The 24,545-nt window shown below is 73.8% G+C and carries 20 protein-coding genes and 2 pseudogenes; 13 read left to right on the top strand and 9 right to left on the bottom strand.

Annotated features, from left to right (window positions below):
- Positions 1-180: 180 nt before the first annotated feature.
- From nth to ACFXMG_RS22365, 3 genes are all read left to right on the top strand, one after another.
- Positions 181-1,452 (top strand): endonuclease III, encoded by a 1,272-nt coding sequence (gene nth / locus ACFXMG_RS22375; RefSeq protein WP_383826888.1) that lies wholly within the window; start codon positions 181-183, stop codon positions 1,450-1,452.
- Positions 1,453-1,525: 73 nt separating this feature from the next.
- On the top strand, positions 1,526-2,230 hold the full coding sequence (locus ACFXMG_RS22370) for an NUDIX hydrolase (protein WP_383826816.1): 705 nt from the start codon (positions 1,526-1,528) through the stop codon (positions 2,228-2,230).
- A 67-nt stretch (positions 2,231-2,297) separates the two neighbouring features.
- Positions 2,298-3,497, top strand: coding sequence for a MarP family serine protease (locus tag ACFXMG_RS22365; RefSeq protein WP_383826813.1), 1,200 nt, complete (start codon positions 2,298-2,300; stop codon positions 3,495-3,497).
- A gap of 54 nt (positions 3,498-3,551) precedes the next feature.
- Here ACFXMG_RS22365 and ACFXMG_RS22360 read toward each other — a convergent pair whose 3' ends face one another.
- The 6 genes from ACFXMG_RS22360 to ACFXMG_RS22335 form a co-directional block, all read right to left on the bottom strand.
- Entirely contained in the window at positions 3,552-3,746 is a 195-nt protein-coding gene (locus ACFXMG_RS22360; RefSeq protein ID WP_383826811.1) for a hypothetical protein, read from the bottom strand.
- A gap of 118 nt (positions 3,747-3,864) precedes the next feature.
- Positions 3,865-4,800 carry an alpha/beta fold hydrolase gene (locus ACFXMG_RS22355; RefSeq protein ID WP_383826808.1) on the bottom strand — a complete coding sequence of 312 codons (936 nt, stop codon included), beginning with the start codon at positions 4,798-4,800 and terminating at the stop codon, positions 3,865-3,867.
- Positions 4,797-5,294 carry a phage holin family protein gene (locus tag ACFXMG_RS22350; protein ID WP_383826805.1) on the bottom strand — a complete coding sequence of 166 codons (498 nt, stop codon included), beginning with the start codon at positions 5,292-5,294 and terminating at the stop codon, positions 4,797-4,799. The genes ACFXMG_RS22355 and ACFXMG_RS22350 overlap by 4 nt, the downstream gene beginning before the upstream one ends.
- A 34-nt stretch (positions 5,295-5,328) precedes the next feature.
- Complete coding sequence (nhaA, locus tag ACFXMG_RS22345) at positions 5,329-6,744, bottom strand: Na+/H+ antiporter NhaA (RefSeq protein WP_383826885.1); 1,416 nt, start codon at positions 6,742-6,744, stop codon at positions 5,329-5,331.
- Positions 6,745-6,967: 223 nt separating this feature from the next.
- A complete protein-coding gene (gene acs, locus ACFXMG_RS22340; protein WP_383826802.1) occupies positions 6,968-8,980 on the bottom strand; it encodes an acetate--CoA ligase in 2,013 nt (670 codons plus the stop codon).
- A gap of 237 nt (positions 8,981-9,217) precedes the next feature.
- On the bottom strand, positions 9,218-11,614 hold the full coding sequence (locus ACFXMG_RS22335) for a SulP family inorganic anion transporter (protein ID WP_383826800.1): 2,397 nt from the start codon (positions 11,612-11,614) through the stop codon (positions 9,218-9,220).
- A 240-nt stretch (positions 11,615-11,854) separates the two neighbouring features.
- Here ACFXMG_RS22335 and ACFXMG_RS22330 point away from each other — a divergent pair, with 240 nt between their 5' ends.
- Positions 11,855-13,162, top strand: coding sequence for a hypothetical protein (locus ACFXMG_RS22330; protein ID WP_383826797.1), 1,308 nt, complete (start codon positions 11,855-11,857; stop codon positions 13,160-13,162).
- Between the two features lie 97 nt (positions 13,163-13,259).
- Here ACFXMG_RS22330 and ACFXMG_RS22325 read toward each other — a convergent pair whose 3' ends face one another.
- Complete coding sequence (locus ACFXMG_RS22325) at positions 13,260-14,240, bottom strand: ATP-binding protein (protein ID WP_383826794.1); 981 nt, start codon at positions 14,238-14,240, stop codon at positions 13,260-13,262.
- 102 nt (positions 14,241-14,342) lie between these two features.
- Here ACFXMG_RS22325 and ACFXMG_RS22320 point away from each other — a divergent pair, with 102 nt between their 5' ends.
- On the top strand, positions 14,343-15,161 hold the full coding sequence (locus ACFXMG_RS22320; protein ID WP_383826791.1) for an oxidoreductase: 819 nt from the start codon (positions 14,343-14,345) through the stop codon (positions 15,159-15,161).
- 335 nt (positions 15,162-15,496) lie between these two features.
- On the opposite strand, the gene ACFXMG_RS22315 is transcribed toward ACFXMG_RS22320, so the two are convergent.
- On the bottom strand, positions 15,497-16,354 hold the full coding sequence (locus tag ACFXMG_RS22315) for an HAD family hydrolase (RefSeq protein ID WP_383826788.1): 858 nt from the start codon (positions 16,352-16,354) through the stop codon (positions 15,497-15,499).
- A gap of 452 nt (positions 16,355-16,806) precedes the next feature.
- On the opposite strand from ACFXMG_RS22315, the gene ssd reads away from it, so the two are divergent.
- The 7 genes and pseudogenes from ssd to ACFXMG_RS22280 form a co-directional block, all read left to right on the top strand.
- Positions 16,807-17,937 carry a septum site-determining protein Ssd gene (gene ssd, locus ACFXMG_RS22310; protein ID WP_383826785.1) on the top strand — a complete coding sequence of 377 codons (1,131 nt, stop codon included), beginning with the start codon at positions 16,807-16,809 and terminating at the stop codon, positions 17,935-17,937.
- Complete coding sequence (locus ACFXMG_RS22305; protein ID WP_383826782.1) at positions 17,934-19,154, top strand: TadA family conjugal transfer-associated ATPase; 1,221 nt, start codon at positions 17,934-17,936, stop codon at positions 19,152-19,154. Before ssd ends, ACFXMG_RS22305 begins: the two co-directional genes overlap by 4 nt.
- Positions 19,151-20,020, top strand: coding sequence for a type II secretion system F family protein (locus tag ACFXMG_RS22300; RefSeq protein WP_383826779.1), 870 nt, complete (start codon positions 19,151-19,153; stop codon positions 20,018-20,020). Before ACFXMG_RS22305 ends, ACFXMG_RS22300 begins: the two co-directional genes overlap by 4 nt.
- A 205-nt stretch (positions 20,021-20,225) precedes the next feature.
- Complete coding sequence (locus ACFXMG_RS22295) at positions 20,226-20,825, top strand: type II secretion system F family protein (protein ID WP_384120062.1); 600 nt, start codon at positions 20,226-20,228, stop codon at positions 20,823-20,825.
- A gap of 39 nt (positions 20,826-20,864) precedes the next feature.
- Positions 20,865-21,122: a DUF4244 domain-containing protein gene (locus tag ACFXMG_RS22290; protein WP_383830951.1), complete on the top strand. Its 258-nt coding sequence runs from the start codon at positions 20,865-20,867 to the stop codon at positions 21,120-21,122.
- Positions 21,109-21,531 carry a TadE family type IV pilus minor pilin gene (locus ACFXMG_RS22285; protein ID WP_383830948.1) on the top strand — a complete coding sequence of 141 codons (423 nt, stop codon included), beginning with the start codon at positions 21,109-21,111 and terminating at the stop codon, positions 21,529-21,531. The genes ACFXMG_RS22290 and ACFXMG_RS22285 overlap by 14 nt, the downstream gene beginning before the upstream one ends.
- A pseudogene (locus ACFXMG_RS22280) lies at positions 21,417-21,797 on the top strand (Rv3654c family TadE-like protein); the annotation flags it as partial. The gene ACFXMG_RS22285 and the pseudogene ACFXMG_RS22280, both read left to right, overlap by 115 nt.
- A 40-nt stretch (positions 21,798-21,837) precedes the next feature.
- Here the strand turns inward: ACFXMG_RS22280 and ACFXMG_RS22275 are convergent.
- Positions 21,838-24,384, bottom strand: coding sequence for a DEAD/DEAH box helicase (locus tag ACFXMG_RS22275; RefSeq protein ID WP_383830945.1), 2,547 nt, complete (start codon positions 24,382-24,384; stop codon positions 21,838-21,840).
- An 80-nt stretch (positions 24,385-24,464) separates the two neighbouring features.
- Between ACFXMG_RS22275 and ACFXMG_RS22270 the strand changes: the two are divergent.
- Positions 24,465-24,545 (top strand): annotated as a pseudogene (locus tag ACFXMG_RS22270) (anti-sigma B factor antagonist); the annotation flags it as partial.

Here is a 24,545-nt window from a genome sequence, read left to right as displayed (position 1 = left end):
ACGCACCGGACGCCTTTGCCGAACGTCAGGGGCCCGATCGGGGCCCGATCGGCGGTGGGCGGGGCGGATGTCGCCCCCGGCCCCTAGGCTGGCCGGGTGTCCAACTCACCGGTGAGAACGCAGGCCAAGGGGGCTGGAAGAGTGTCGGCCGAAGGTAATTCCGCCGTGGGCGAACACGGCGTGTCGAAGCACTCGAAAGCCGCGAATCGGAACAATCCGCCTCCGGCGCAGGAGGCGTCGAAGCCGACCCCCGCGAGGTCGGCTGCGCCGAAGCAGACAGCCGCGAAGCCCGCCGCTTCGAAGAAGCCCGCCCCGAAGCCCACCGCCGCGAAGCCCACCGCCGCGAAGCAGGCAGCCGCGAAGCAGACGGCCGCGAAGCCCGCCGCTTCGAAGCAGGTTGCCCAGAAGAGTGCCGCCGCGAGGCCCGCTGCCGCGCAGCAGGCAGCCACGAAGTCGGCCACCGCGAAGCGGGCTGCCGCAACGCCCGCAGCCTCGAAGCCCGCAGCCTCGAAGTCGGCCGCGCCCAAGAAGGCAGCCACCAAGCCCGCAGCCTCGAAGCCCGCTGCCGCGAAGCCCGCAGCCTCGAAGTCGGCCGCGCCCAAGAAGGCCGCTCCCGCCAAGCCCGGTCCCGCCCAGCTCCCCGCCGGTAAGGCCGAGTCGCGGCTTGGGATGGTGCGGCGGGCTCGGAGGATCAATCGGGAGCTGGCGGAGGTGTACCCGTACGCCCATCCTGAGCTCGACTTCCGCAACCCGTTCGAGCTGCTGGTCGCCACGGTTCTCTCCGCGCAGACCACCGACCTGCGGGTGAACCAGACGACCCCCGCGCTCTTCGCCCAGTACCCGACCCCCGAGGACCTGGCCGCGGCCGTCCCCGAGGAGGTCGAGGAGCTGATCCGCCCCACCGGCTTCTTCCGCGCCAAGACCAAGTCGATCATGGGCCTGGCCGCCGCCCTCAGGGACGAGCACGGCGGCGAGGTCCCCGGCCGCCTGGAGGACCTGGTCAAACTCCCCGGCGTCGGCCGCAAGACCGCCTTCGTCGTCCTCGGCAACGCCTTCGGCGTCCCCGGCATCACCGTCGACACCCACTTCATGCGCCTCGCCCGCCGCTTCCAGTGGACCGGGTCCGACGACCCGGTCAAGATCGAGGCCGAGATCGCGGAGATCTTCCCGAAGAGCGACTGGACGATGCTCTCGCACCGGGTGATCTTCCACGGCCGCCGCATCTGCCACGCCCGCAAGCCCGCCTGCGGCGCCTGCCCCATCACCCACCTCTGCCCCGCCTACGGCGAGGGCGAGACCGACCCGGAGAAGGCCCGGAAGCTGCTCAAGTACGAGAAGGGGGGCTTCCCCGGCCAGCGGCTCAACCCACCCGCCGACTACCCCGGCCGCCCGGCCCCGCCCGCGCCCGGCGTGGCCCCCGGGGCCGTACAGCGGCCCTCAGGGGCCCAGTGAGCGCGGCAGGTCCCGCTCGGGAACTCGGGAACGAAGGGACACGGCGACGGCGTTGGACGACACGGGGGTGCCCATGACGCGCACGGACGAAGAGATCTACGGCCCCGGCACCGGCGGCCTGCTGGACCGGGACGGCCTGCCCGGCTGGCTCGCGCCGGTCGACCACGCCGCGCGCACCGTCGCGCCCGAGCAGCTGAGCCGCTTCCTGCCGCCCGAGAGCGGCGCCGGACGCCAGTCCGCCGTGCTCGTCCTCTTCGGCGAGGGCGAGCGCGGACCCGAGCTGCTCCTCATGGAGCGGGCCGGCAGCCTCCGCTCGCACGCCGGACAGCCCTCCTTCCCCGGCGGCGCCCTCGACCCCGAGGACGGCGACCCGGCCGACGGGGGGCTGCTGCGCGCCGCCCTGCGCGAGGCCGAGGAGGAGACCGGCCTCGACCCGGCCGGCGTCCAGCTCTTCGGCGTGCTGCCGCGGCTCTACATCCCGGTCAGCGGCTTCGTCGTCACGCCCGTGCTCGGCTGGTGGCGCGAGCCCAGCCCGGTCGGCGCCGTCGACCCCGCCGAGACCGCCCGGGTCTTCACGGTCCCCGTGGCGGATCTCACGGACCCGGCCAATCGCGCCACCGCCGTCCATCCGGCGGGCCACGCGGGCCCCGCGTTCCTCGTCGCATCCGCTCTGGTCTGGGGTTTCACCGCCGGAGTGATCGACAGACTGATGCATTTCGCGGGCTGGGAGCGCCCCTGGGACGCCTCGCGACAGGTCCCGCTCGACTGGCGGTCATGACAGGCTGACCCCCCGGGCGACCGGAGACGAATCGGCGACCGGAACCGAATCTGCGAGGCTGACGACCGTGAACGTGCTGGACATCCTGCTGCTGCTCGCGGCCGTGTGGTTCGCGATCATCGGTTACCGCCAGGGCTTCGTGGTCGGCATCCTCTCGGTGATCGGCTTCCTCGGCGGCGGGCTCGCCGCCATGTGGCTGCTGCCGATCCTGTGGGACCAGCTCACCGACAAGAGCGAGGTCTCCACCACGGTCACCGTGATCTTCGTGATGGCGGTCATCGTCTGCGCCTCGATCGGCCAGGCGTTCACCACCCACCTCGGCAACAAGCTCCGCCGCCATATCGTCCGGTCCCCGGTCCGCGCCCTCGACGCCACCGGCGGCGCGCTGGTCAACGTGGTCGCCATGCTCCTCGTCGCCTGGCTGATCGGCTCGGCGCTCGGCGGCACCTCGATGCCCACCCTGGGCAAGGAGGTACGCGGCTCCAAGGTGCTCCAGGGCGTCTCCCGGGTGATGCCCGATCAGGTCGGCGTCTGGTTCGCCGACTTCAGCTCCACCCTCGCCCGCAGCGGCTTCCCGCAGGTCTTCAGCCCCTTCGCCAACGAGCCCATCACCGAGGTCCTGCCGCCCGACCCGGCGCTCGCCGGCAGCCCCGTCGCCACCCTCGCCCAGCGCTCCATCGTCAAGGTCGTCGGTACGGCCCCGAGCTGCGGCAAGGTCCTGGAGGGCACCGGCTTCGTCTTCTCCGAACGCCGGGTGATGACCAACGCGCACGTCGTCGGCGGCGTCGACGAACCCACCGTGCAGATCGGCGGCGAGGGCCGGCTGTACGACGCCAAGGTCGTGCTCTACGACTGGCGCCGCGACATCGCCGTCCTCGACGTGCCCGACCTCCAGGCCACCCCGCTGCGCTTCACCGAGCGGGAGGCCCGCAGCGGCGACGACGCGATCGTCGCCGGCTTCCCCGAGAACGGCTCGTACGACGTCCGCTCCGCCCGCGTCCGCGGCCGGATCAGCGCCGACGGGCCCGACATCTACCGCCGGGGCGAGGTGCGCAGGGAGGTCTACTCGCTGTACACGACGGTCCGCCAGGGCAACTCCGGCGGCCCGCTGCTCACCGAGGACGGCACGGTCTCGGGCGTGATCTTCGCCCGCTCCCGCGACGACGCCAACACGGGGTACGCGCTGACGGTCGAGGAGATCCGCGAGGACATCGAACTCGGCCGCACCGCCAACCAGCAGGTGGACACCGACGGCTGCGCCCTCTGACCCCGTCCGGGGAGAGCCCCGTCCTTGAGAGGGGCCCCGTCCGGGGAGGGGCGCCTAGGGCGTGTCGCGCGGGTGGCGGAGCCGGGCCGAGACCCAGCGGGCGCGCCGCCTGAGGATGCGTGAGATCCCGACCTGGCCGCCGCCGGGAGCGCGTCCCTGGTCCGGCGGGCCTCCCCGCTCACGGGAGCCCGGCCCGGAGGCGGAGCGGCGGTCGCGTGCCGTGTCACCGTAGTCGTGCGTCCAGCCCATACGGGGACGTGTGCCCGGGGTCCGGGCTCGGTAACCGTTCCGGGGCCCGCCAATCGGAGTATGCGCGGGGCACATGGCCGTTCGACGCAAACCCGTGCGGGCGGAGCCCGTAACGGCATCAGCGGTCGGGCTCGGGGTCCTTCAGCCAGTTGACGAGTTCCGTCGTGAAGACGGCCGGGTCCTCCTCGTGCGGGAAGTGCCCGAGGCCGTCGAAGAGCCGCCAGCGGTACGGCGCCTCCACGTACTCGCCCGATCCGGCGGCGCTGCGGGTCCGCATCACCGGGTCCATCGAGCCGTGCAGATGCAGCGTCGGCACCCGGACCGGCCGCTTCATGCGCCGGTTGAACTGGATGCCGTCGGGGCGGGCCAGCGAGCGGACCAGCCAGCGGTACGGCTCGATCGAGCAGTGCGCCGTGGACGGGACGAGCATCGCCCGCCGGTACACCTCGACCGCCTCGTCGTCCGCGGGGCGCGGGCCCGACCACTCCTGGATCAGACGCCCCACCAGCTCGGCGTCGTCCGCGACCAGCTGACGCTCCGGCAGCCACGGCCGCTGGAAGCCCCAGATGTGCGAGCCGGCCCGGGACTGGGCGAAGTCGGAGAGCATCGCCGAGCGCCAGCGGCGCGGGTGCGGCATCGAGGAGACCACGAGCCGGCGGACCAGCTTGGGGCGCATGACCGCGGCGGTCCAGGCGAGGTAGCCGCCCAGGTCGTGGCCGACGAGCGCGGCGTCCGGCTCGCCGAGCGAGCGGATCACGCCGGTGATGTCGAGGGCCAGGTTGGCGGGGTCGTAACCCCGGGGGGTGCGGTCGCTGCCGCCGACCCCGCGCAGGTCCATCGCGACGGCCCGGAAGCCCGCGTCGGCGAGCGCCGGCAGCTGGTGGCGCCAGGTCCACCAGAACTGCGGGAAGCCGTGCAGCAGCAGCACGAGGGGGCCGTCGCCCATCTCGGCGATGTGGAAGCGGGCGCCGTTGGCCGCGACGTCACGGTGGGTCCACGGACCGTCGAGGCGTACGGGCCCGCCGCCGGGGGTGCTGCTCTCGGGGAGGGTCATACGGACGAGCGTGCCACAGACTGGGCCTTCGCCATCGTCACCTCAGCGGCGGGGACACCCTCCGGACGGGGGTGCGGCTTCACGTTCTGGATGACGGCAGCCGTCTGCTTGGCCGAGGCGATGGACTTCTCCGGCGGCTTGACCTTCTTGAACTTCTGGACCGCGATGAAGCCGAGGAGGCCCGCGACCAGCACGTTGAAGGCGAAGGACAGCAGGAAGCACCAGACGAGGTTCCAGCCGCCGTTGCCGTTGTGCCCGCCGGTCCAGGTGTTGATGGCGTACGCGAGCGCGAAGCTCAGCATCGGCAGCGAGAACAGCAGCACCACGATGGCGGCGATGCCGGCGCCGCCGCCGATCGCCCCGCGCTTCACGTCCTGCCGGAGCTCGGCCTTGGCCAGGGCGATCTCGTCGTGCACCAGTGCGGACATCTCGGCGGTCGCCGAGGCGACCAGCTGGCCGAGGCTGCGCTCGGTTCCGTCGAACGGGTCGCTCATCGCTCTCCCTCTCCTCTTGTACGGTCCAGTCAGATCATGCCGGACGGTCGGCCCCGTCGCGCGATGCCCCCGCCAGTCGGGCGCGCTCCCTGTGTTCCGCGGCCTTCCGCTCCAGGATCTCCGCCATCCGGAGGTGGTACGCCTCGGTGCCCTCCTCGTACACGTCCGGGATGCCGTCCTGGTCCTCGTCGCGGTCCTCCTCGGCGACCAGGAGCTGGTACTTCCGGACGCGCAGCTTGAGCAGGAGGGTGGCGCACGCGGCGGCGATGAGCGAGCCCATGAGGACGGCGGCCTTCACCTCGGCGGTGAGGTCAGCGTCCCCCTCGAAGGCGAGTTCGCCGATGAGGAGGGAGACGGTGAAGCCGATCCCGGCGAGGGAGGCGACGGCGAAGACGTCCGGCCAGGACAGCTCGGGGTTGAGCTCCGCCCTCGTGAAGCGGGCGGCGAGCCAGGTGCCGCCGAAGATGCCGAGCGCCTTGCCGACGACCAGGCCGAGGACGATGCCGAGGGTGACGGGCTGGGTGAAGACCTCGCGGAGCGCCTCGCTGGTCATCGCCACGCCGGCCGAGAAGAGCGCGAAGAGGGGGACGGCGAGTCCGGCGGAGAGCGGCCGGACCAGGTGCTCGATGTGCTCGCCGGGGGAGTGCTCCTCGCCCTCGCGGGCGGTGCAGCGGAGCATGAGGCCCATGGCGACGCCGGCGATGGTGGCGTGGACGCCGCTGTTGTACATCAGCGCCCAGACGACCAGGGCCAGCGGGACGTACACGTACCAGCCGCGGACCTCCTTGCGGAGCAGGAACCAGAAGAGGGCGAGGCCCGCGAAGGCGCCGCCGAGGGCCACGAAGTTCAGGTCGCTGGTGAAGAAGACCGCGATGATCAGGATCGCGAAGAGGTCGTCGACGACGGCGAGGGTGAGGAGGAAGGCGCGCAGCGAGGAGGGCAGCGAGGTGCCGATGACGGCGAGGACGGCGAGCGCGAAGGCGATGTCGGTGGCCGTGGGCACGGCCCAGCCGTCCATGGAGCCGCCGCCGACGGCGTTGACCAGGACGTAGACGAGGGCCGGGACGGCCATGCCGCAGATCGCCGCGATGACGGGGAGGGCGGCGGCCCGGGGGTCGCGCAGCTCGCCGGCGACGAGTTCGCGCTTGAGCTCGATGCCGGCGACGAAGAAGAAGATCGCCAGGAGGCCGTCGGCGGCCCAGTGCGCGATCGAGAGGTCCAGGCCGAGCGAGGCGGGGCCTATGTGGAAGCCGGCGACCGCCTCGTAGCTGCCGTGCGCGGTGTTGGCCCAGACGAGCGCGGTGACGGCGGCGATGAGCAGCAGGACACCGCCGACGGTCTCGGTGCGCAGGGCGTCGGTGAGGTAGCGGCGCTCCGGGAGGGAGAGCCGTCCGAGGAACTTGCGGTCGGTGGACACGAGGAAGCCTCCGGTCGGGCGGGCAGCACACAGCACATGCCGACCAGACTTCCCGGCGCACCTAGGTCTTTCTGTCGCGTTCCTGACGCGGTCTTTACTTTACCTAACGAGCCCGAGGTGTGCGGAGGCGTGTCCGGCGAGGATCATTTTATGGAGGTATGGGGCTTTCGTCGCGCGGGAGTGGGCGTGTGGGCGGGCGCGCGGAAAGGCCCGCCCCAGGGCCTCGGGGCGGGCCTTTCCGTGTCGACCGGTGCTGTCAGTCCTCGCTGGAGGCGGCCGGCAGCTGCGTCTGGATGAGCGACATAACAGACGAATCGGTCAGGGTGGTGACGTCACCCAGCTCCCGGTTCTCCGCCACGTCCCGCAGCAGGCGGCGCATGATCTTGCCGGAGCGGGTCTTCGGCAGCTCGGCCACCGGGAGGATCCGCTTGGGCTTGGCGATCGGGCCGAGCGTGGCGCCCACGTGGTTGCGCAGGTCGGCGACGAGGGACTCGTCCTCGCTCGCCGTGCCGCGCAGGATCACGAAGGCGACGATCGCCTGGCCGGTGGTCTCGTCGGCGGCGCCGACGACGGCCGCCTCGGCCACCGACGGGTGGGAGACGAGCGCCGACTCGACCTCGGTGGTCGAGATGTTGTGGCCGGAGACGAGCATGACGTCGTCGACCCGGCCGAGCAGCCAGATGTCGCCGTCGTCGTCCTTCTTGGCGCCGTCACCGGCGAAGTACTGGCCCTCGAAGCGGGACCAGTAGGTGTCGATGAAGCGCTGGTCGTCGCCCCAGATGGTGCGGAGCATCGACGGCCACGGCTCGGTGAGCACCAGGTAGCCACCGCCGCCGTTCGGCACCTCGTGCGCCTCGTCGTCGACGACGGTGGCGGAGATGCCCGGCAGCGGGCGCTGGGCGGAGCCCGGCTTGGTCTCGGTGACGCCGGGGAGCGGTGAGATCATCATGGCGCCGGTCTCGGTCTGCCACCAGGTGTCCACGATGGGGCACTTGTCGGCGCCGATGTGCTTGCGGTACCAGATCCACGCCTCGGGGTTGATCGGCTCGCCGACCGAGCCCAGTACGCGCAGGCTGGTCAGGTCGAACTTGGCGGGGATGTCGTCGCCCCACTTCATGAACGTGCGGATCAGCGTCGGCGCCGTGTAGAGGATGGTGACGCCGTACTTCTGCACGATCTCGAAGACCCGGCCCTGGTGGGGGGTGTCCGGGGTGCCCTCGTACATGACCTGCGTCGCGCCGTTGGCCAGCGGGCCGTAGACGATGTACGAGTGGCCGGTCACCCAGCCGATGTCGGCCGTGCACCAGTAGACGTCGGTCTCCGGCTTGAGGTCGAAAACGGCGTGGTGGGTGTACGCGGCCTGGGTGAGGTAGCCGCCGGAGGTGTGCAGGATGCCCTTCGGCTTACCCGTCGTGCCCGACGTGTACAGGATGAAGAGCGGCTGCTCGGCCGGGAACGCCTCGGGGGTGTGCTCGGCGGACTGGCGCTCGACGACGTCGTGCCACCACACGTCCCGGCCCTCGGTGAAGGCGGTGTCCTGACCGGTGCGGCGGACCACCAGGACGTGCTCGACCGTCGGGCACTTGGCGACGGCCTCGTCGATGGCCGGCTTGAGCGCGGACGGCTTGCCGCGGCGGTAGCCGCCGTCGGCGGTCACGACCACCTTGGCGTCGGCGTCCTGGATGCGGGAGGCCACGGCGTCGGCGGAGAAGCCGCCGAAGACGACCGAGTGGGCGGCGCCGACGCGGGCGCAGGCCAGCATCGTGATCGCGGCCTCGGGGATCATCGGCAGGTAGACCGCGACCCGGTCGCCCTTCTGGACGCCCAGCTCGGTCAGGGCGTTGGCGGCCTTGGAGACCTCGTCCTTGAGCTCGGCGTAGGTGATCGCGCGGCTGTCGCCCGGCTCGCCCTCGAAGTGGATGGCGACGCGGTCGCCGTGGCCGGCCTCGACGTGCCGGTCGACGCAGTTGTACGCCACGTTGAGCTCGCCGTCGGCGAACCACTTGGCGAACGGCGGGTTCGACCAGTCGAGGGTCTCGGTCGGCTCGGTGGCCCAGGTCAGGCGCTTGGCCTGCTCGGCCCAGAAGCCCAGCCTGTCCGTCTCGGCCTGCTCGTACGCCTCCGCCGTCACGTTGGCGTGCGCGGCCAGCTCGGCGGGCGGCGCGAATCGCCGCTCTTCCCGGAGCAGATTGGCCAGGCTCTCGTTGCTCACGACATCTCCCTTTCCCAGGGCGTCCTCTGTGCGTATGTGTCCCGGGTCATAGCTCATCAGCCCAAGGCCCCGGGTGACAAGAGTCTCCGGGGAATTGGTTTAGACCTGTGAGGTGGTCCGAGGTGCTGTGAGTGGCGTGCCGGTGGCCTGCCGATGGCTTGACGGGCGGGGGCCCCTTCGTCCCGAGCGGAGGGAGAAGGGGCCACACACTCTCACGGACGCGCGCCGGGAAAGGTTCAGGACGCGCGGGGTGGGACCCGGGGCGTGGCCCGGCCGGGAGGGGGTCCGGCCGGGTCAGGAGGCTCTGGCCGCCGCCAGGATCGCGGGCGGGACGCTGTCGAAGACGTCGTCGTAGCCGCGCACCTCGTCCCCGGAGAGCAGGTACGCCTGCGCCTCGCCCACGTGGAAGTACATCCCGTGGAGGGTGAGGCTGCCGTCCGCGAGCCGCCGCGCCACCGACTCGTACGCCCGCAGGTGCTCCAGCTGCTGCACCACGTTGGTGAGGCACAGCTGCTCGACCGCGTCCGCCGGCAGCCGTCCGGAGATCCGCGCCCAGGCGTGACGCCGGCTGGCCATCCGCTCCAGGCTCGGTCTGCCGTGCCGCAGCCAGCGGCGGAGCGGGGTCGCCGGCTCGTCCGGTCCGGCGCCGAGCAGGGCCTGCATGGCGCCGCAGCCGGAGTGGCCGCACACGGTGATCGACTGCACGCGCAGCACGTCCACCGCGTACTCGATCGCCGCCGCCACCGAGTCGTCCCCGCTCTCCTCGCCGGGCAGTGGCACGAGATTGCCGACGTTGCGCACGGTGAAGAGGTCGCCGGGGCCGCTGGACGTGATCATGCTGGTGACCAGCCGGGAGTCGGCGCAGGTGAGGAAGAGCTGCGAGGGCGTCTGCCCGTCCCGGGCGAGCCGGGCCAGCTCGTCACGGACCAGCGGGGCGGTGTTCCGCTGGAACTTGCCGATGCCGTTCGCCAGCTGATGCCCCGTCCGGACGGGAGGCTCCTCGGCCGGAGCGACCGGTGGTGCGGGCTTCTCGACGCACTGGTGGTTGTGCCAGGGGGTCCAGGGGCGGCAGCAGGCGTGCGGCGAGGTCTCCGGGGCGAGGTCCGGCGCGGGGCCCGCCCCGGGGTGGGCCGCGGGGTCCTGGGAGGCGGGGGAGCCGGTGATACGGCCTCCGGTGGGGCCGGTCAGTTCGACCGTGCCGCCATGGGCCCGGTGGCTGGACGTCCAGTCGTTCAGCGCCTCGTACGCGGCGTGGTCCATGAACGAGCCGTCCAGCTCCACGGTCACCTCCGAGCCCGTGGGGATCTGGTGCAGCGCCCGGCTCAGCCGGGGCACCGCGAGGAAGGTCAACTGCCCGCGTACGCGCAGCAGCTGGCGTCCGTCGCGGTCCTCCCGGGTGATCCGGGTGCGGGCCAGCCGGGACATCGCGACCGCGACCGCGACGGCGATGCCGAGGGCGACGCCCTCCAGGACGCCGACCAGCACGACCCCGGCCACGGTCACCGCGTACACCACGACCTCGCGGTGGCGGGTGACCGTACGGATGTGGGTGATGCTCACCATCTGGATGCCGACGACCATGACGAGCGCGGCCAGCGCGGCCAGCGGGATCAGGTCGATGGCGGGCACCAGCAGCAGCGCGGCCAGCACGATCCACAGCCCGTGCAGCATGGTCGAGGCGCGGCTGACCGCGCCCGCCGAGACGTTGGCGACGCTGCGGACCGCGACCCCGGCGACCGGGAGGCCGCCGAGCGCCCCGGAGACCATGTTGGCCGCGCCCTGCCCGGCCAGTTCGCGGTCGAGGGCGGTGCGCGGGATGCCCCGGCCCCGGTCCGGGCGGGCGGCGACGAGCTTGTCGACGGCGACGGCCGAGAGCAGCGACTGCACGCTGGTGACCAGGGTGATCGTCAGCACGCCCGCGGCGATGCCGAGCACCGGCCCGTCGGGCAGCCCCGGCAGCGCGTGGCTGCTCCAGGACGGGAGGTCGACGCGGGGCACGGTGAGCCCGGCGGCCACCGCGAGCAGGGTCGCGCCGCCGACGCCGACCAGCGCGGCGGGCGCCTTGCGGGCCCACGCGCCGACGCGGCCCGGCAGCCGGGGCCAGCCGAGCAGCACGGCGACGGTCAGACCGCTGATGAGCAGCGAGGCGGGTCCGGCGTCCGCCAACTGGGCGGGCAGGCCGAGGACGTTGGCCACGGCGGAGCTCTGCGGGATGCCGCCGAGGACGATGTGGAGCTGGGCCAGGGCGATGGTGACGCCGATGCCGGCCACCATGCCGTGCACGATGGCGGGCGAGACCATGAGCGCCGAGCGGGCCACCCGCAGGGCGGACAGCGCGAGTTGGGCGAGTCCGGCGAGGACCGTGATGGCGCAGGTGGTGCGCCAGCCGTACCGCTGGATCAGCTCGGCGGTGACGACGGTGAGGCCGGCGGCGGGTCCGCTCACCTGGAGCGGGGAGCCGCCGAGACGGCCGGCGACCAGACCGCCGACGGCGGCGGCGACAAGTCCGGCCTGGAGCGGGGCTCCGGTGGCGAGGGCGATGCCGAGCGAGAGCGGCAGCGCGATCAGGAACACGGCGATCGACGCGGAGACGTCCGCGCCGGCGAGGCGGAAACGGCGGCCTCCGGGCGGGCTGTGGGGCCGCTGGACGCGTGGTCGGTTGGGCGTGGGGGCGGGGGTGCAGAGGGTCATCCGGTCTCCTCCGGGGCCGAACGGGTACCTCAACTCTGAGTAAACGAATCGTAATGGAGAGTAAAGTCTCCGGCATTATTTTCGGGGCAAACAGGGCAATGGTTCACCGGTTCCAGTGAATGGATGGCGTCTTGCCGCTTGTCGTTTCATCGCTCCGGCGGTCGCGGTGCGAGGTTGACGCCGCTCGGGTCGTAGAGCCCGTGTCCGTACTCGGGGAAGCCGGAGAAGAGAGGTGGGCGGATGTCAGCCGCCGCGCGAGGAAGTACGTTCCGGAGGAAGGCGCTGGCCGCCGCTGCCCTGGCCGTCGCCCTGATCGGCGGGCTGGCGGGCTGTTCGGAGCCGTCCGGCCCGGCGGCCGAGGGCGCGCCGGGAGCCGGGGCCGGCGCCGCGAAGAAGAAGGGGCCCGCCGCCGCTCCGGAGAGCGCCGTCCGGCTGATCGGCGACGGCTCCACCGCCTTCACCGGCGCCCAGCCGCACCAGCCGACCTGGAAGAAGCTCGCGCCCGGCGAGGCCCCGCCGCAGTTCGTGGTCTTCTCCTGGGACGGCGCCGGCGAGGACAGCCAGAAGCTGTTCTCGCACTTCCGGAAGGTCGGCCAGAAGTACGACGCGACCATGACGTACTTCCTCAGCGGGGTGTACCTCCTGCCGGAGGAGAAGCGGACCATGTACGACCCGCCCCAGCACTCCGCCGGCCGCTCCGACATCGGCTTCAACGACACCGAGGGCATCCGTGACACCGTCCGCGAACTGCGCGGCGCGTGGCTGGAGGGCAACGAGATCGGCACCCACTTCAACGGGCACTTCTGCGGCGCCGAGGGCGGCGTCGGCACCTGGTCCGTGGAGGAGTGGAAGAGCGAGATCCGGCAGGCCAAGTCCTTCGTCAAGAACTGGAAGACCAACGCCGGCCTGCGCGCCGAGCAGCCGCTCCCGTTCGACTACGACAAGGAGCTCGTCGGCGCCCGCACGCCCTGCCTTGAGGGGCGCGAGAACTTCGTGAAGGCCGCCTCCGAGCTGGGCTTCCGCTACGACACCAGCGGCGTCAACGACCAGATCTGGCCGAAGAAGGACCAGGGCCTCTGGGACCTGTCCATGCACCTGGTCCCGGTCCCCGGCCGCGCCTTCCAGACGCTGTCCATGGACTACAACTTCATGGTCAACCAGTCGCCCGGCACGACCCAGGGCGACCCGAACATGCACCGCTACTGGGGCGACCAGATGCGCGACGGCCTCGTCCAGGCATTCGAACGCTCCTACAAGGGCAACCGGGCGCCGGTCGTCATCGGCAACCACTTCGAGTCCTGGAACGGCGGCACCTACATGCGCGCCATCGAGGAGACCATCGCCACCGTCTGTGTCCAGAAGGACGTCAAGTGCGTCTCCTTCCGCCAGCTCGCGGACTGGCTCGACGCCCAGGACCCCGCCGTCATCGCCAAGATGCGCACCCTCCAGGTCGGTGAGGCCCCCGCCGGCGGCTGGTCCGCGTTCCTCGCCCCCCAGCCGGCCCTCGCGCCCGGCGCCGCGGCGCCCAAGCCTGCCGCCCAGAGCTGACGGCCCCGCCGGGCCGCGGGCACCCGGGGACGACCCGCCCCCCGAGGGCGCGTCGTCCCCGGGGACCGGCCGTCCCGGGGGCGTGCGGGTTCGCCGGCTAGCGCACCGCGGCGGCGGGCTCGCCGAGGACGAAGTCGGGGTCGACCTGCGCCGCCAGGTCGGCCCCGGTCTTCGCGTTCCCCCAGCTCTCCGCGTTGCGCAGGTGGAAGTGGACCATCTGGCTCGTGTAGCGCTGCCAGTCGCGCCGGGCGTACGCGGCGTCCGCCGCCTTCCGCAGGGTCCGCAGCGCGCCCAGGTTCTCCGGCTCCAGCTGCTCGAAGCGCGGCGGGCGGCCCTTCTCCATCGCGCGGACCCAGTCCGAGTGGCCGACGCTGACCAGCAGGTCCTCGCCGACCTCCTGGCGCAGGAAGTCCAGGTCGTCCGGGCCCTGCACCTTGTTGCCCACGACCTTCAGGGCGACGCCGAAGTCCCGCGCGTACTCCTTGTACTGGCGGTACACCGACACGCCCTTGCGGGTGGGCTCGGCGACCAGGAAGGTCATGTCGAAGCGGGTGAACATGCCGGAGGCGAAGGAGTCCGAGCCCGCCGTCATGTCGACGACCACGTACTCGCCTGCCCCGTCCACCAGGTGGTTCAGGCACAGCTCCACCGCGCCGACCTTCGAGTGGTAGCAGGCCACGCCGAGGTCCGACTCGGTGAACGGGCCGGTCGCCATCAGCCGCACCTCGCCGGGATCGAGCCGGACCGGCCGGGCGCACGCCTCGTACACCGGGTTCTCCTCGCGGACGCGCAGCAGCCGCGAACCCTCCCCGGGCGGTGTCGTCTTGATCATCGTCTCGGCCGAGACGATCCGCGGATTGCTGCCGCGCAGGTACTCCTTGATGAGGGGCAGCTGTGCCCCCATCGCGGGCAGCGCGGCGGCCTCCGCCTCGGTGAGGCCGAGCGCGGGCCCCAGGTGCTGGTTGATGTCCGCGTCGACGGCGACGACCGGCGACTCGGTGGCGGCGAGGTGACGGACGAAGAGCGAGGACAGCGTCGTCTTGCCGCTGCCGCCCTTCCCAACGAAAGCGATCTTCATGTTCACCTAGCGTAGTGGTATGAACGCGCCCCGTGGTCAAGGTCTATGAAGAAGACCACTCCTTCGTGGGGCGGGTCCGTGGGGCGCGTAGCCTCCTTACCTATGAGTACGCACGCCTCTGACCCCTTGGCCGCCCTCGCCACCCTGCCGGGCGTCGCCGACGCGGTGGACTCCGTACGCAAGGCCGTCGACCGGGTCTACGGCCACCGTGTGATGCGCCGCCGCAGCAACGAGATCGCCCACGAGGCCGCACTCCGCGGCGCCCGCGGCTCGGCCGCGCTGGCCGGTGCCGACTGGGCCCTGGAGGAGGTCCGCCGCCGGACCGACTTCAGCGCCGACCCGGAGGCCCGCACCGTCGGCGCCGCCCTGCGCCTGAGCGCCGAGGCGGGCGAGCTGCTCTCCATCTGGCGCCAGTCGCCGCTCCGGGTCCTGGCCCGGCTGCACCTGGTCGCCGCGGGCGAGCAGGAGGACTCGGTGGGCCGCCCGCGCCAGGCCGGCGAAACCGTGGCCGAGCCGCTGATCGAGGCCCCGCTGCCGAGCCCCGACGAGGTCGCCGCCCGCCTCGACGGCCTCGCCGACCTGGTCGTCGCGGGCAGCGAGGCCCCCGCGCTGGTCGTCTCCGCGGTGGTCCACGCCGAACTGCTCGCCCTGCGCCCCTTCACCTCGCGCAACGGCCTGGTCGCCCGGGCCGCGGAGCGGATCGTGCTGGAGGGGAGCGGTCTCGACCCGAAGGGCGTCTGCCCGGCCGAGGTCGGCCACGCGGAGCAGGGGCGGGCCGCCTACCTGGCCGCCTTCGAGGGGTACCTCACCGGCACCCCGGAGGGCGTCGGCGCGTGGATCGCGCACTGCGGGCGCTCGGTGGAACTCGGTGTCCGGGAGTCGACGGCGGTCTGCGAGGCGCTCCAGCGCGGCGCGGCCTGAGGACACCCCCCTACATGGGTTGCGGCGGTACCAATGATCGGTACCGCCGCTGGCACGTCCACCCAGTTACCAAGCGTCCTCGATATGTGCCCATCAGGCGGGGTTGCTTTGCCCTTCGCCTGGTGCGGCTGGCCCGTAATCGACGGGTCGACGTCGCGTGGGTGCCAGGTTTTTGTGCGTCAGGTCCGTGGGGCCTTGATGCTCAACAGGTGATCCTCTCGGATGTCCCAGGTCTCGCGGGCCTGATTCCTTTCTACTCCTGTCAGCCGGTAAGCGAAAGTGGTGGCTCCGCTTCTTTGCGCTCTTTCCGGATCGGCTGAAACCGGGACGAGTCGTCAGTGCCCGGCGAGGACGGCCGCCGCGGCGGCCCGGTGCCGCCGGCGGGTGGCGTACCAGACCAGCCCGGCGGTGGCCGCCGCCGCGCCCACGGCCGCCGCGGCCATGAGCGTCGGACGGGGAGGCATCCGGAACGCCGGCAGCCGCTGCTTGAGCCGCACCGGCCGGTCGAACACCAGCACCGGCCACTCCCGGGCGACCGCCTCGCGGCGCAGCGTCCGGTCCGGGTTGACCGCGTACGGGTGCCCGACCGCCTCCAGCATGGGGATGTCGGTCGCCGAGTCGCTGTAGGCGTAGCAGCGGGAGAGGTCGTACCCCTCCGACTTCGCCAGCTCGCGGACCGCCTCGGCCTTCGTCGGGCCGTAGGCGTAGTACTCCACCTCCCCGGTGAAGCACCCGTCCTCGCCGACCACCATCCGGGTGGCGACGACTCGGTCCGCCCCGAGCATCTCCCCGATCGGCTCGACCACCTCGGCACCGGAGGTGGACACGATCACGACGTCGCGGCCGGCGGCGTGGTGCTCCTCGATGAGCGAGGCGGCCTCGTCGTAGATGATCGGGTCGATCAGGTCGTGCAGGGTCTCGGCGACGAGTTCCCTGACCTGGGCCACGTTCCAGCCTTTGCAGAGCGCGGAAAGGTATTCGCGCATCCGCTCCATCTGGTCGTGATCGGCACCGCCGACGAGGAACACGAACTGGATGTAGGCCGTCCGCAGGGCGGCGCGGCGGCTGATCAGCCCGCCCCGGTAGAAGGACTTGCTGAAGGTCAGCGTCGAGGACTTCGCAATGACCGTCTTGTCCAGGTCAAAGAAGGCGGCTGTGCGCGGCAAGGAGTGGTTTTCCACAACGCTGAGCATAGGTGCCCGCCATTCGGCGTACGCTCGGGCGCGTGGGTTTGCTTGAGAAGGCTCTCGGGTACACCATGGAAGTCACGGATCGTTCGCGACCGTGCTAACCCGGTCCGGCTCCTCCCCCCCCCCGAGTCGGCCGGAGAGACGACCCCCGCTCTCCCCCCCGGCGGGGGTCGTCGCATGTCCGGAGCCGTTTTCGCGCGCTGAGCCATCGCTCGCTCCCCTCTCTCGTGTCGCCGCTCGTCCGGCTGCCTCCGGCACGGCGATCCCTCGATTCGTCACCCAGCGTAACCGGCGGACTGCGTTCCGGGCAGCCCTCGCGAGGGTGGTCGAGTTATTCACAGGCGGTGGATTGTCCACAGTTTTTCGGTGGGCTTGGCACGATTTCCCGTACGGCCTCACGGTGATTCCCGGCGCGAAGTTCGCGGCCGACGGGAATCACGAGAGGGGTGTGCGCCATGCAGGAGCCGACGGCTTCCCGCACGGGGGGATCGGACCACGAGGACGCGGCACGGGGCGGGGAAGGAGCGCGCGGGCCCGGCCCGCTGATCGTCACCGAGGACCTCGTCCTCCTCGACGACCTGCTGCGGCTCTGCGCCGCGGCCGGCGTCGAGCCGGAGGTGCACCACCGGGTGCCCGAGCGCAGGGGGAGCTGGAGCGATCCCCCGCTCGTCCTGGTCGGGGAGGACGCGGCGGCCCGCTGCCGGGGCGCCGTGCGCCGGCCCGGGGTCGTCCTCGTCGGGCGCTCCCAGGACGATCCGGACGTGTGGCGGCTCGCCGTCGAACTCGGCGCGGACAGCGTGCTCCGGCTGCCGGGCGCCGAGTCCCTGCTCGTCGAGCGGATCGCCGACGCCGCCGAAGGGGTCGGCCGGACCGCGCTGACCGTCGGCGTCGTCGGCGGGCGCGGCGGGGCCGGGGCCTCCACCCTCGCCTGCGGGCTCGCGCTCGCCGCCGCCCGCACCGGACGGCGGACCCTGCTCGTCGACGCCGACCCGCTCGGCGGAGGGCTCGACGTCCTCCTCGGCGCCGAGCGGGAACAGGGCAGGCGGTGGGGCGACTTCGCCGCCTCCAAGGGGCGGCTGGCCGGCGGAGCCCTGGAGGAGTCGCTGCCCGCCGCCCGGGGCGTGCGGGTGCTCAGCTGGGGCCGGGAGCCCACCGGCACAGTGCCGCCCGACGCGGTCCGCTCCGTGCTCGCCGCGGCCCGCCGTAGGGGCGGGGTCGTCGTGGTCGACCTGCCGCGCGCCGTCGACGAGGCCGGGGCCGAGGCCCTGGCCCAGCTCGACCTCGGACTCCTCGTCGTCCCCGGCGAACTGCGGGCGGTCGCGGCCGCCCACCGGATCACCGGCATCCTCTCCATGGTCGTCCGCGACCTGCGGGCCGTGGTCCGGGGGCCGTACGCGGCGGGGCTCGACGAGCGCTGGGTCGCCGACGCCCTGCGACTGCCGCTCGCCGGCGAACTCCCCTACGACCCCGGCATCGTGACGGACCAGGACGCGGGTACCCCACCGGGCGCCGAGCCCCGGGGCCCGCTCGGCCGCTTCTGCGCCGCCTTCTGGCAGCACGCGCTGCCGGCCGGGGGTGCCGCATGACCGGGACGGGCACGGTGGACACCGGGGCGGCGACCGCCCCGCGCGACGGCGGCCCGGCCACCAGGGCGGGCGGAGCCGGACTGCTCGACGCCGTCCGGCAGCGGCTCGCGGCGAGCGGCGCCGAGCCGACCCCGGCCCGCGTGGCGGCCGCCCTGCGCGCCCAGGGGCGCCTCCTCGGGGACGCCGAGGTGCTGGGAGCCGCAGAGGAGCTGCGGTGCGAACTGACCGGCGCAGGGCCTCTGGAGAGCCTGCTGGCCGACCCCGACGTCACCGATGTCCTGGTCTCGGCGCCCGACCGGGTGTGGGTCGACCGGGGCGCCGGACTGGAGCGGGCGCCCGTCGTCTTCGCCGACGCCGCCGCCGTGCGGAGGCTCGCCCAGCGGCTCGCCGCGGTCGCCGGGCGCCGCCTCGACGACGCCCGGCCCTGGGTGGACGCGCGGCTGCCCGACGGCACCCGCATGCACGCCGTCCTCCCACCGGTCGCCGTCGGCTCCACCTGCCTCTCCCTGCGGGTACTGCGCCCCCGGGCCTTCACCCTGGAGGAGCTGACCGCCGCGGGCACGGTGCCGCCCGGCGGCGACCAGATCCTGCGCGCGCTGATCGAGGCCCGGGTGTCGTACCTGGTCAGCGGAGGCACCGGCACGGGCAAGACGACACTCCTCGCCGCCCTGCTCGGCCTGGTCGGCGAGCGGGAGCGGATCGTCCTCGCCGAGGACTCGGCCGAGCTGCGCCCGGACCACCCCCATGTGGTGCGCCTGGAGGCCCGCCCGCCGAACCAGGAGGGCGCCGGACTCGTCACCCTCCGGGACCTGGTCCGCCAGGCCCTGCGGATGCGGCCCGACCGGCTGGTGGTCGGCGAGGTCCGCGGCGGCGAGGCCGTCGACCTCCTGGCGGCCCTCAACACAGGACACGAGGGCGGCTCGGGCACGCTCCACGCCAACACGGCCTCCGACGTTCCCGCCCGGCTCGAAGCGCTCGGCACGGCCGCGGGGCTCGACCGGGCCGCCCTGCACAGCCAGTTGGGCGCCGGCCTGTCCGCCGTGCTGCACCTCGTGCGGGACTCCGACGGGCGGCGCCGGATCGCCGAGGTCCACGTCCTGGAGCGGGACCGGGACGGGCTGGTGCGGACGGTGCCCGCGCTCCGCTGGGACCCGGCCGGCTTCGAGCGGGAGCGCGGCTGGACCCGGCTCCGCTCGCTCGTCGGAGGTGCCCCGTGACGGCCGCCCGGTACACCGGGCTCTGCCTCCTCCTGGGCGCCCTGCCCGCCCTGTGGCAGGCGGCCGGGCACCGCAGGGCGGTCCGGCGGGCACGGGCCCTGCTCCCCCGGGAGGGAGCCGCGTACGGGACGGGCGCCGCCGGCCGGGAGGCCCTGGCGCGCCGGTGGGCGGCGGCCCGGGCGCGGCCCGAGTGGCTGTGCCTGCCCGCCGCCGGGCTGATCGCCCTGCTGGGGGAGTCGCCGCTGCCGCTGGCCGCCGGGGCCCTGGCCGTCCCGCTCGTGCGGCGACGGCTGAAGGCGGCCGCCCGGCGCAAGGCGCGCGAGGCGCTGGCCGGGCGGGTGGTGGCGCTGTGCGAGGCTGCCGGCGGCGAGCTGAGGGCGGGCCGGCAGCCCGGCCAGGCCCTCGCCTACGCGGCCCGCCGCAGCGACGCCCTCGGCCCGGAGGCGGCCCGGGTGCTCGCCGCCGTCGGCTTCGGCGGCGACGTGCCGGAGGCGCTGCGGAAGGCAGCCCGCAGAGAGGGCGCCGAAGGGCTCGCCGGACTGGCGGCCTGCTGGCAGGTGGCCGTCGACAGCGGCGCCGGACTGGCCGCCGGCCTCGACCGGCTGGACGCGGCCCTCCGTGAACAGCACGAACGGCGCGAGGCGCTGCGGGCCGAACTGTCCGGGGCCTGGGCCACGGTGGCGGTGCTCGCGGCCCTCCCCGTGGCCGGGATCGGCATGGGCGCGGCCCTCGGTGCCGAACCCCTGAGGGTCATGCTCCACACCCCCGCCGGCGGCGCCTGCCTCCTCCTCGGAGGCGTGCTGGAAGCCGCCGGACTGTGGTGGGCCGCGCGAATCGTGCGGGGAGGGAGCGGCGATGCGGAGTGAACTGCTGTGGGCAGCCTTGCTGTTACTCCTCCTGGGCTGCCGACTGCTTGGCCGGATCCCGCTCGGCCTGGTGGGGAGGCGGCGGCGGGAGCTGGGTGCCCGGCGGCGGCTCGGCGGCCTGCTGGGTGCTGGGGCTCTTGGGAGGGCGCCCGCTGGGCGAGGGGTGCGGCGGGTCGGGGCGCGGTTGGCGGACGGGGTGCGGGAGGTGCCGGTTTCGGTGCGGGCCGCGGTCGTCGGAGGCGTGTGCTGCGCGGGGGTGTTCCTCGGTGCGGTGGCGGCGCTTCTGGCGGGCGTGGGCGGTGTGCTCGGCGCCCGGTGGTGGCTGAGGCGGGCCGGGGACTCCCGGGCGGCGGCCGTGGAACGGGAGGCGGTACGGCAACTCCCGGCGGCGGCCGATCTGTTGGCGGCCTGTGCCTCGGCCGGGGCCGGGCCGGCCGAGGCGGCGGAGGCCGTCGGGCGGTCGATGGGCGGCCCGCTCGGGGAGCGGCTGCTGCGGACCGCCGCCGAGCTGCGGCTCGGCGGCGAACCAGCGGAGGTGTGGGGGAGGTTCGGCGCGATACCGGGGGCCGAGGGGCTCGCCCGCTGCATGGAGCGGGCCGGCGCCTCCGGGGCGCCCGCGGCGGACGCGGTGGCCCGCCACGCGGCGGTCCTGCGGGCTGCCGACGCCCGCACCGCCGTCGCGCGGGCCCGCCGGGCCCAGGTGCTGATCAGCGCGCCCGTGGGGCTCTGCTTCCTGCCCGCGTTCCTCGTGGTCGGGGTGGTCCCGGTGGTGATCGGCCTGGCGAAGGGCCTGCTCGGCCCCTGAGAGACACGCATGCGTACGACGACTGGAAGGAAACGGGAGATGGGAAAGACGTTGGGAAAGCTGTCGGGAAAGAAGTCGGGAAAGACGTACAGCCGGGCGCGGAAGGCGCTGCGGGCGTTCTGGGTGGCCCGTCGGGCCGCGCTGCGGACCGACGGCGGGATGAGCACCGTCGAGTACGCGATGGGCACGCTGACGGCGGCCGCCGTGGCCGCCGTGCTCTACAAGGTCATGACGGGCGGGTCCGTCTCGGGCGCCCTGGAGGCACTGGTCACGAGGGCCCTCGATGCGCCGTTCTGACAGGCGCTGGGTTCGGGGCAGGGCTTGGCGACGGGGCGGCGCGCGGGGGCCGGGCGCGGGCGATCGGGGTTCCGTGACCGTCGAGGCGGCGGTCGTGCTGCCGGCGCTGGCGCTCTTCGCGATGGCGCTGGTGTGGGCGCTGGCCGCGTCCGCCGCGCAGATCCGGTGCGTGGACGCGGCCAGGGCCGGGGCGCGGGCGGCGGCCAGGTCGGAGCCCGCCGAGGCCGTGGCGGCCGCCGCCCGGGCCGCCGCGCCCGAGGGGGCCAGGGTGGCGGTGGCGCGGGAGGGCGACCTGTGGCGGGTGACGGTGGAGTCCGCCGCGCCCGGGCCGGGCGGCCTGGGCGTGACCCTGCGGGCCGGGGCCGCGGCCCTCGCCGAGGACACGGTCGGGGGAGGTGGGCCGGTGTGAGGCGCGGGCGGGGCGACCGGGGCGTCGCGAGTGTGTGGACGGCCTTCGCGGCCTGCGCCCTGTGCGTGGTCTTCGGGGCGGTGCTGGCGCTCGGACAGGCCATGACCGCCCGGCATCGGGCGGGCGGCGCCGCCGATCTCGCCGTCCTCGCCGCGGCCGACCGGGCCCCGTGGGGCGAGGCGGCGGCGTGCGCGGCGGCCGCCCGGGTCGCCGCCGCGCAGGGCGCCGAACTGGTCCGCTGCGGGGTGGCCGGCGCGGAGGCGGAGGTGACGGCCCGGGTGGTCCGGGGGCCCTGGGCCCCGACGGTCAGCTCCCGGGCGGGACCCGCCCCGCCGGCTCCCCTCCCGGCTGGGCGCCTCCCGCCCGGTCCCCCTCCGGCTCCTCTGCCTCCTCCGGCCCGGCCTCCTGGGGGGCCTCCCGCAGGAGCTCCGTGAGGAGGCGGACGGCGCCTCGTTTGTGGAGGGGGTCGTTGCCGTTGCCGCACTTGGGGGACTGGATGCAGGAGGGGCAGCCGGCCTCGCACTCGCAGGCGGCGATGGCCTCGCGGGTGGCGGTGAGCCAGGTCCGGGCGGTGTGGAAGGCGCGCTCGGCGAACCCGGCGCCGCCCGGGTGCCCGTCGTACACGAAGACGGTCGGCAGCAGGGTGTCCGGGTGGAGCGGGACGGAGACGCCGCCGATGTCCCAGCGGTCGCAGGTGGCGAAGAGCGGCAGCATGCCGATGGAGGCGTGCTCGGCGGCGTGCAGGGCGCCGCCGAGGATCTCCGGGGTGATCCGGGCGGCGTCGAGCTGGTCCTCGGTGACCGTCCACCACACGGCCCGGGTGCGCAGGGTGCGGGGCGGCAGGTCGAGCTTGGTCTCGCCCAGCACCTCGCCCGTGATCAGCCGGCGGCGCAGGAAGGAGACGACCTGGTTGGTGACCTCGACGGAGCCGTAGCAGAGGCGGCCCGAGCCCCAGGGGATCTCGGTGTCGGTCTCCAGGACGCGGATGGAGGTGGTGTCGCGGGCGACGGTCGAGTAGGGCGGGACGGCCTCCTCGACGAGGGCGACGGAGTCCTCCAGGTCCAGCTTCCGCACCAGGTAGGTGCGGCCCTGGTGGAGGTGGACGGCGCCCTGGTGGACGGCGGTGTGGGAGGCGGCCTCGTCGACCGTGCCGAGGAGGCGGCCGGTGCCCTCCTCGACGATCCGGACCGGGCTGCCGCCGCCGCCCCGGATGTCGGTGAGGTCGGCGGCCCGCTCGCGACGGGTCCAGTACCAGCCGCCGGTGCGCCGGCGCAGCAGCCCGGCCGCCTCCAGCTGGGGCATGAGGCCGGGCGCGGCGGGGCCAAAGAGGGCGAGGTCGGTCTCGGTGAGCGGGAGCTCGGAGGCGGCGGCGCAGAGATGGGGGGCGAGGACGTAGGGGTTGTCGGGGTCCAGGACGGTCGACTCGACCGGCTGGTCGAAGATCGCCTCGGGGTGGTGGACGAGGAAGGTGTCCAGCGGGTCGTCGCGGGCGATCAGGACGGCGAGGGCGCCCTCGCCGGAGCGGCCTGCCCGGCCGGCCTGCTGCCACAGCGAGGCCCGGGTGCCGGGGTAGCCGGCGATGAGGACGGCGTCGAGGCCGGAGACGTCGACGCCCAGCTCCAGGGCGGTGGTGGCGGCGAGGCCGAGGAGTTCGCCGGAGTGCAGGGCCCGCTCCAGGGCGCGCCGCTCCTCGGGCAGATAGCCGCCCCGGTAGGCGGCGACCCGCCGGGCGAGGGCCCGGTCGGTCTCGGCGAGCCGTTCCTGGGCGATCACCGAGATCAGCTCGGCGCCGCGCCGGGAGCGGACGAAGGCGACCGTGCGGACGCCCTGCCGGGTGAGGTCGGTGAGGAGGTCGGCGGTCTCGGCGGTGGCGGTGCGGCGGACCGGCGCGCCGCGCTCGCCGTGGAGTTCGGTGAGGGGCGGCTCCCACAGGGCGAAGACCAGTTCGCCGCGCGGGGAGGCGTCGTCGGAGACCTCGGTGACGGGCAGGCCGGTGAGGCGCCCGGCGGCACGGGCCGGGTCGGCGGAGGTGGCGGAGGCGAGGAGGAAGACCGGATCGGAGCCGTACCGGGCACAGACCCGGCGCAGCCGGCGCAGGACCTGGGCGACGTGGGAGCCGAAGACGCCCCGGTAGGTGTGGCACTCGTCGATGACGACGTAGCGCAGGGAGCGCAGGAAGGAGGACCACCTGGGGTGGGCGGGGAGGATGCCCCGGTGCAGCATGTCGGGGTTGGTGAGGACGTAGTTCGCGTACTGGCGGACCCACTCGCGCTCCTCGACCGGGGTGTCGCCGTCGTAGACGGCGGGCCGGATCCGGTTGCCGAGCGGGGCGGCGAGCTCCCGGACGGCGCGGCGCTGGTCGGCGGCGAGGGCCTTGGTGGGGGAGAGGTAGAGGGCGGTCGCGCCGCGCCCGTTCGCGGCCTCCGCGCCGTCGAGGAGGGTGGAGAGCACGGGGGCGAGGTAGGCGAGCGACTTGCCCGAGGCGGTTCCTGTGGCGATCACCACGGACTCGCCGTCGAGGGCGTGCTCGGCGGCCTCGGCCTGGTGGGCCCACGGGTGCTCGATCCCGGCCTCCTGGACGGCGGCGATCACCTCGGACCGGATGCGGTCCGGCCAGACGGCATGGCGGCCCGTCCGGGCGGGCATGTGCTCCATATGAGTGATGCGCGCGGCCCGGCTCTCGCCGGAGGTGAGCCGTTCGAGGACCCGGTGCGGGGAGGGGCGGCTGCCCGTGTCCCCGGCGGGTCGAGCGGTGTGGTGATTCTTGGCCATCGGCACCGAGTGTGTCACCGGCGTGACGGACAATGCTTCCAAGGCGTCGTGCATGGCTGTAGGTAAGTGATTGAATGCCATCGCGGCTGGCGATTCGTTCTCCGACTCCGCCCGGGAGATCCGAGGGGGCGAACGCCCGATAGCAAGGTGCTGGAGGATCCGTGGACCTGTCCCTGTCGACTCGCACTGTGCCCGGAGCTGGCGGCGACCGTACGGTCGTCGAGGTCGGTGGCGAGATTGAT

Source organism: Streptomyces sp. NPDC059201 (assembly GCF_042754585.1).
Classification (GTDB): domain Bacteria; phylum Actinomycetota; class Actinomycetes; order Streptomycetales; family Streptomycetaceae; genus Streptomyces.
This window is presented reverse-complemented; position numbering and strand designations above follow the sequence as displayed.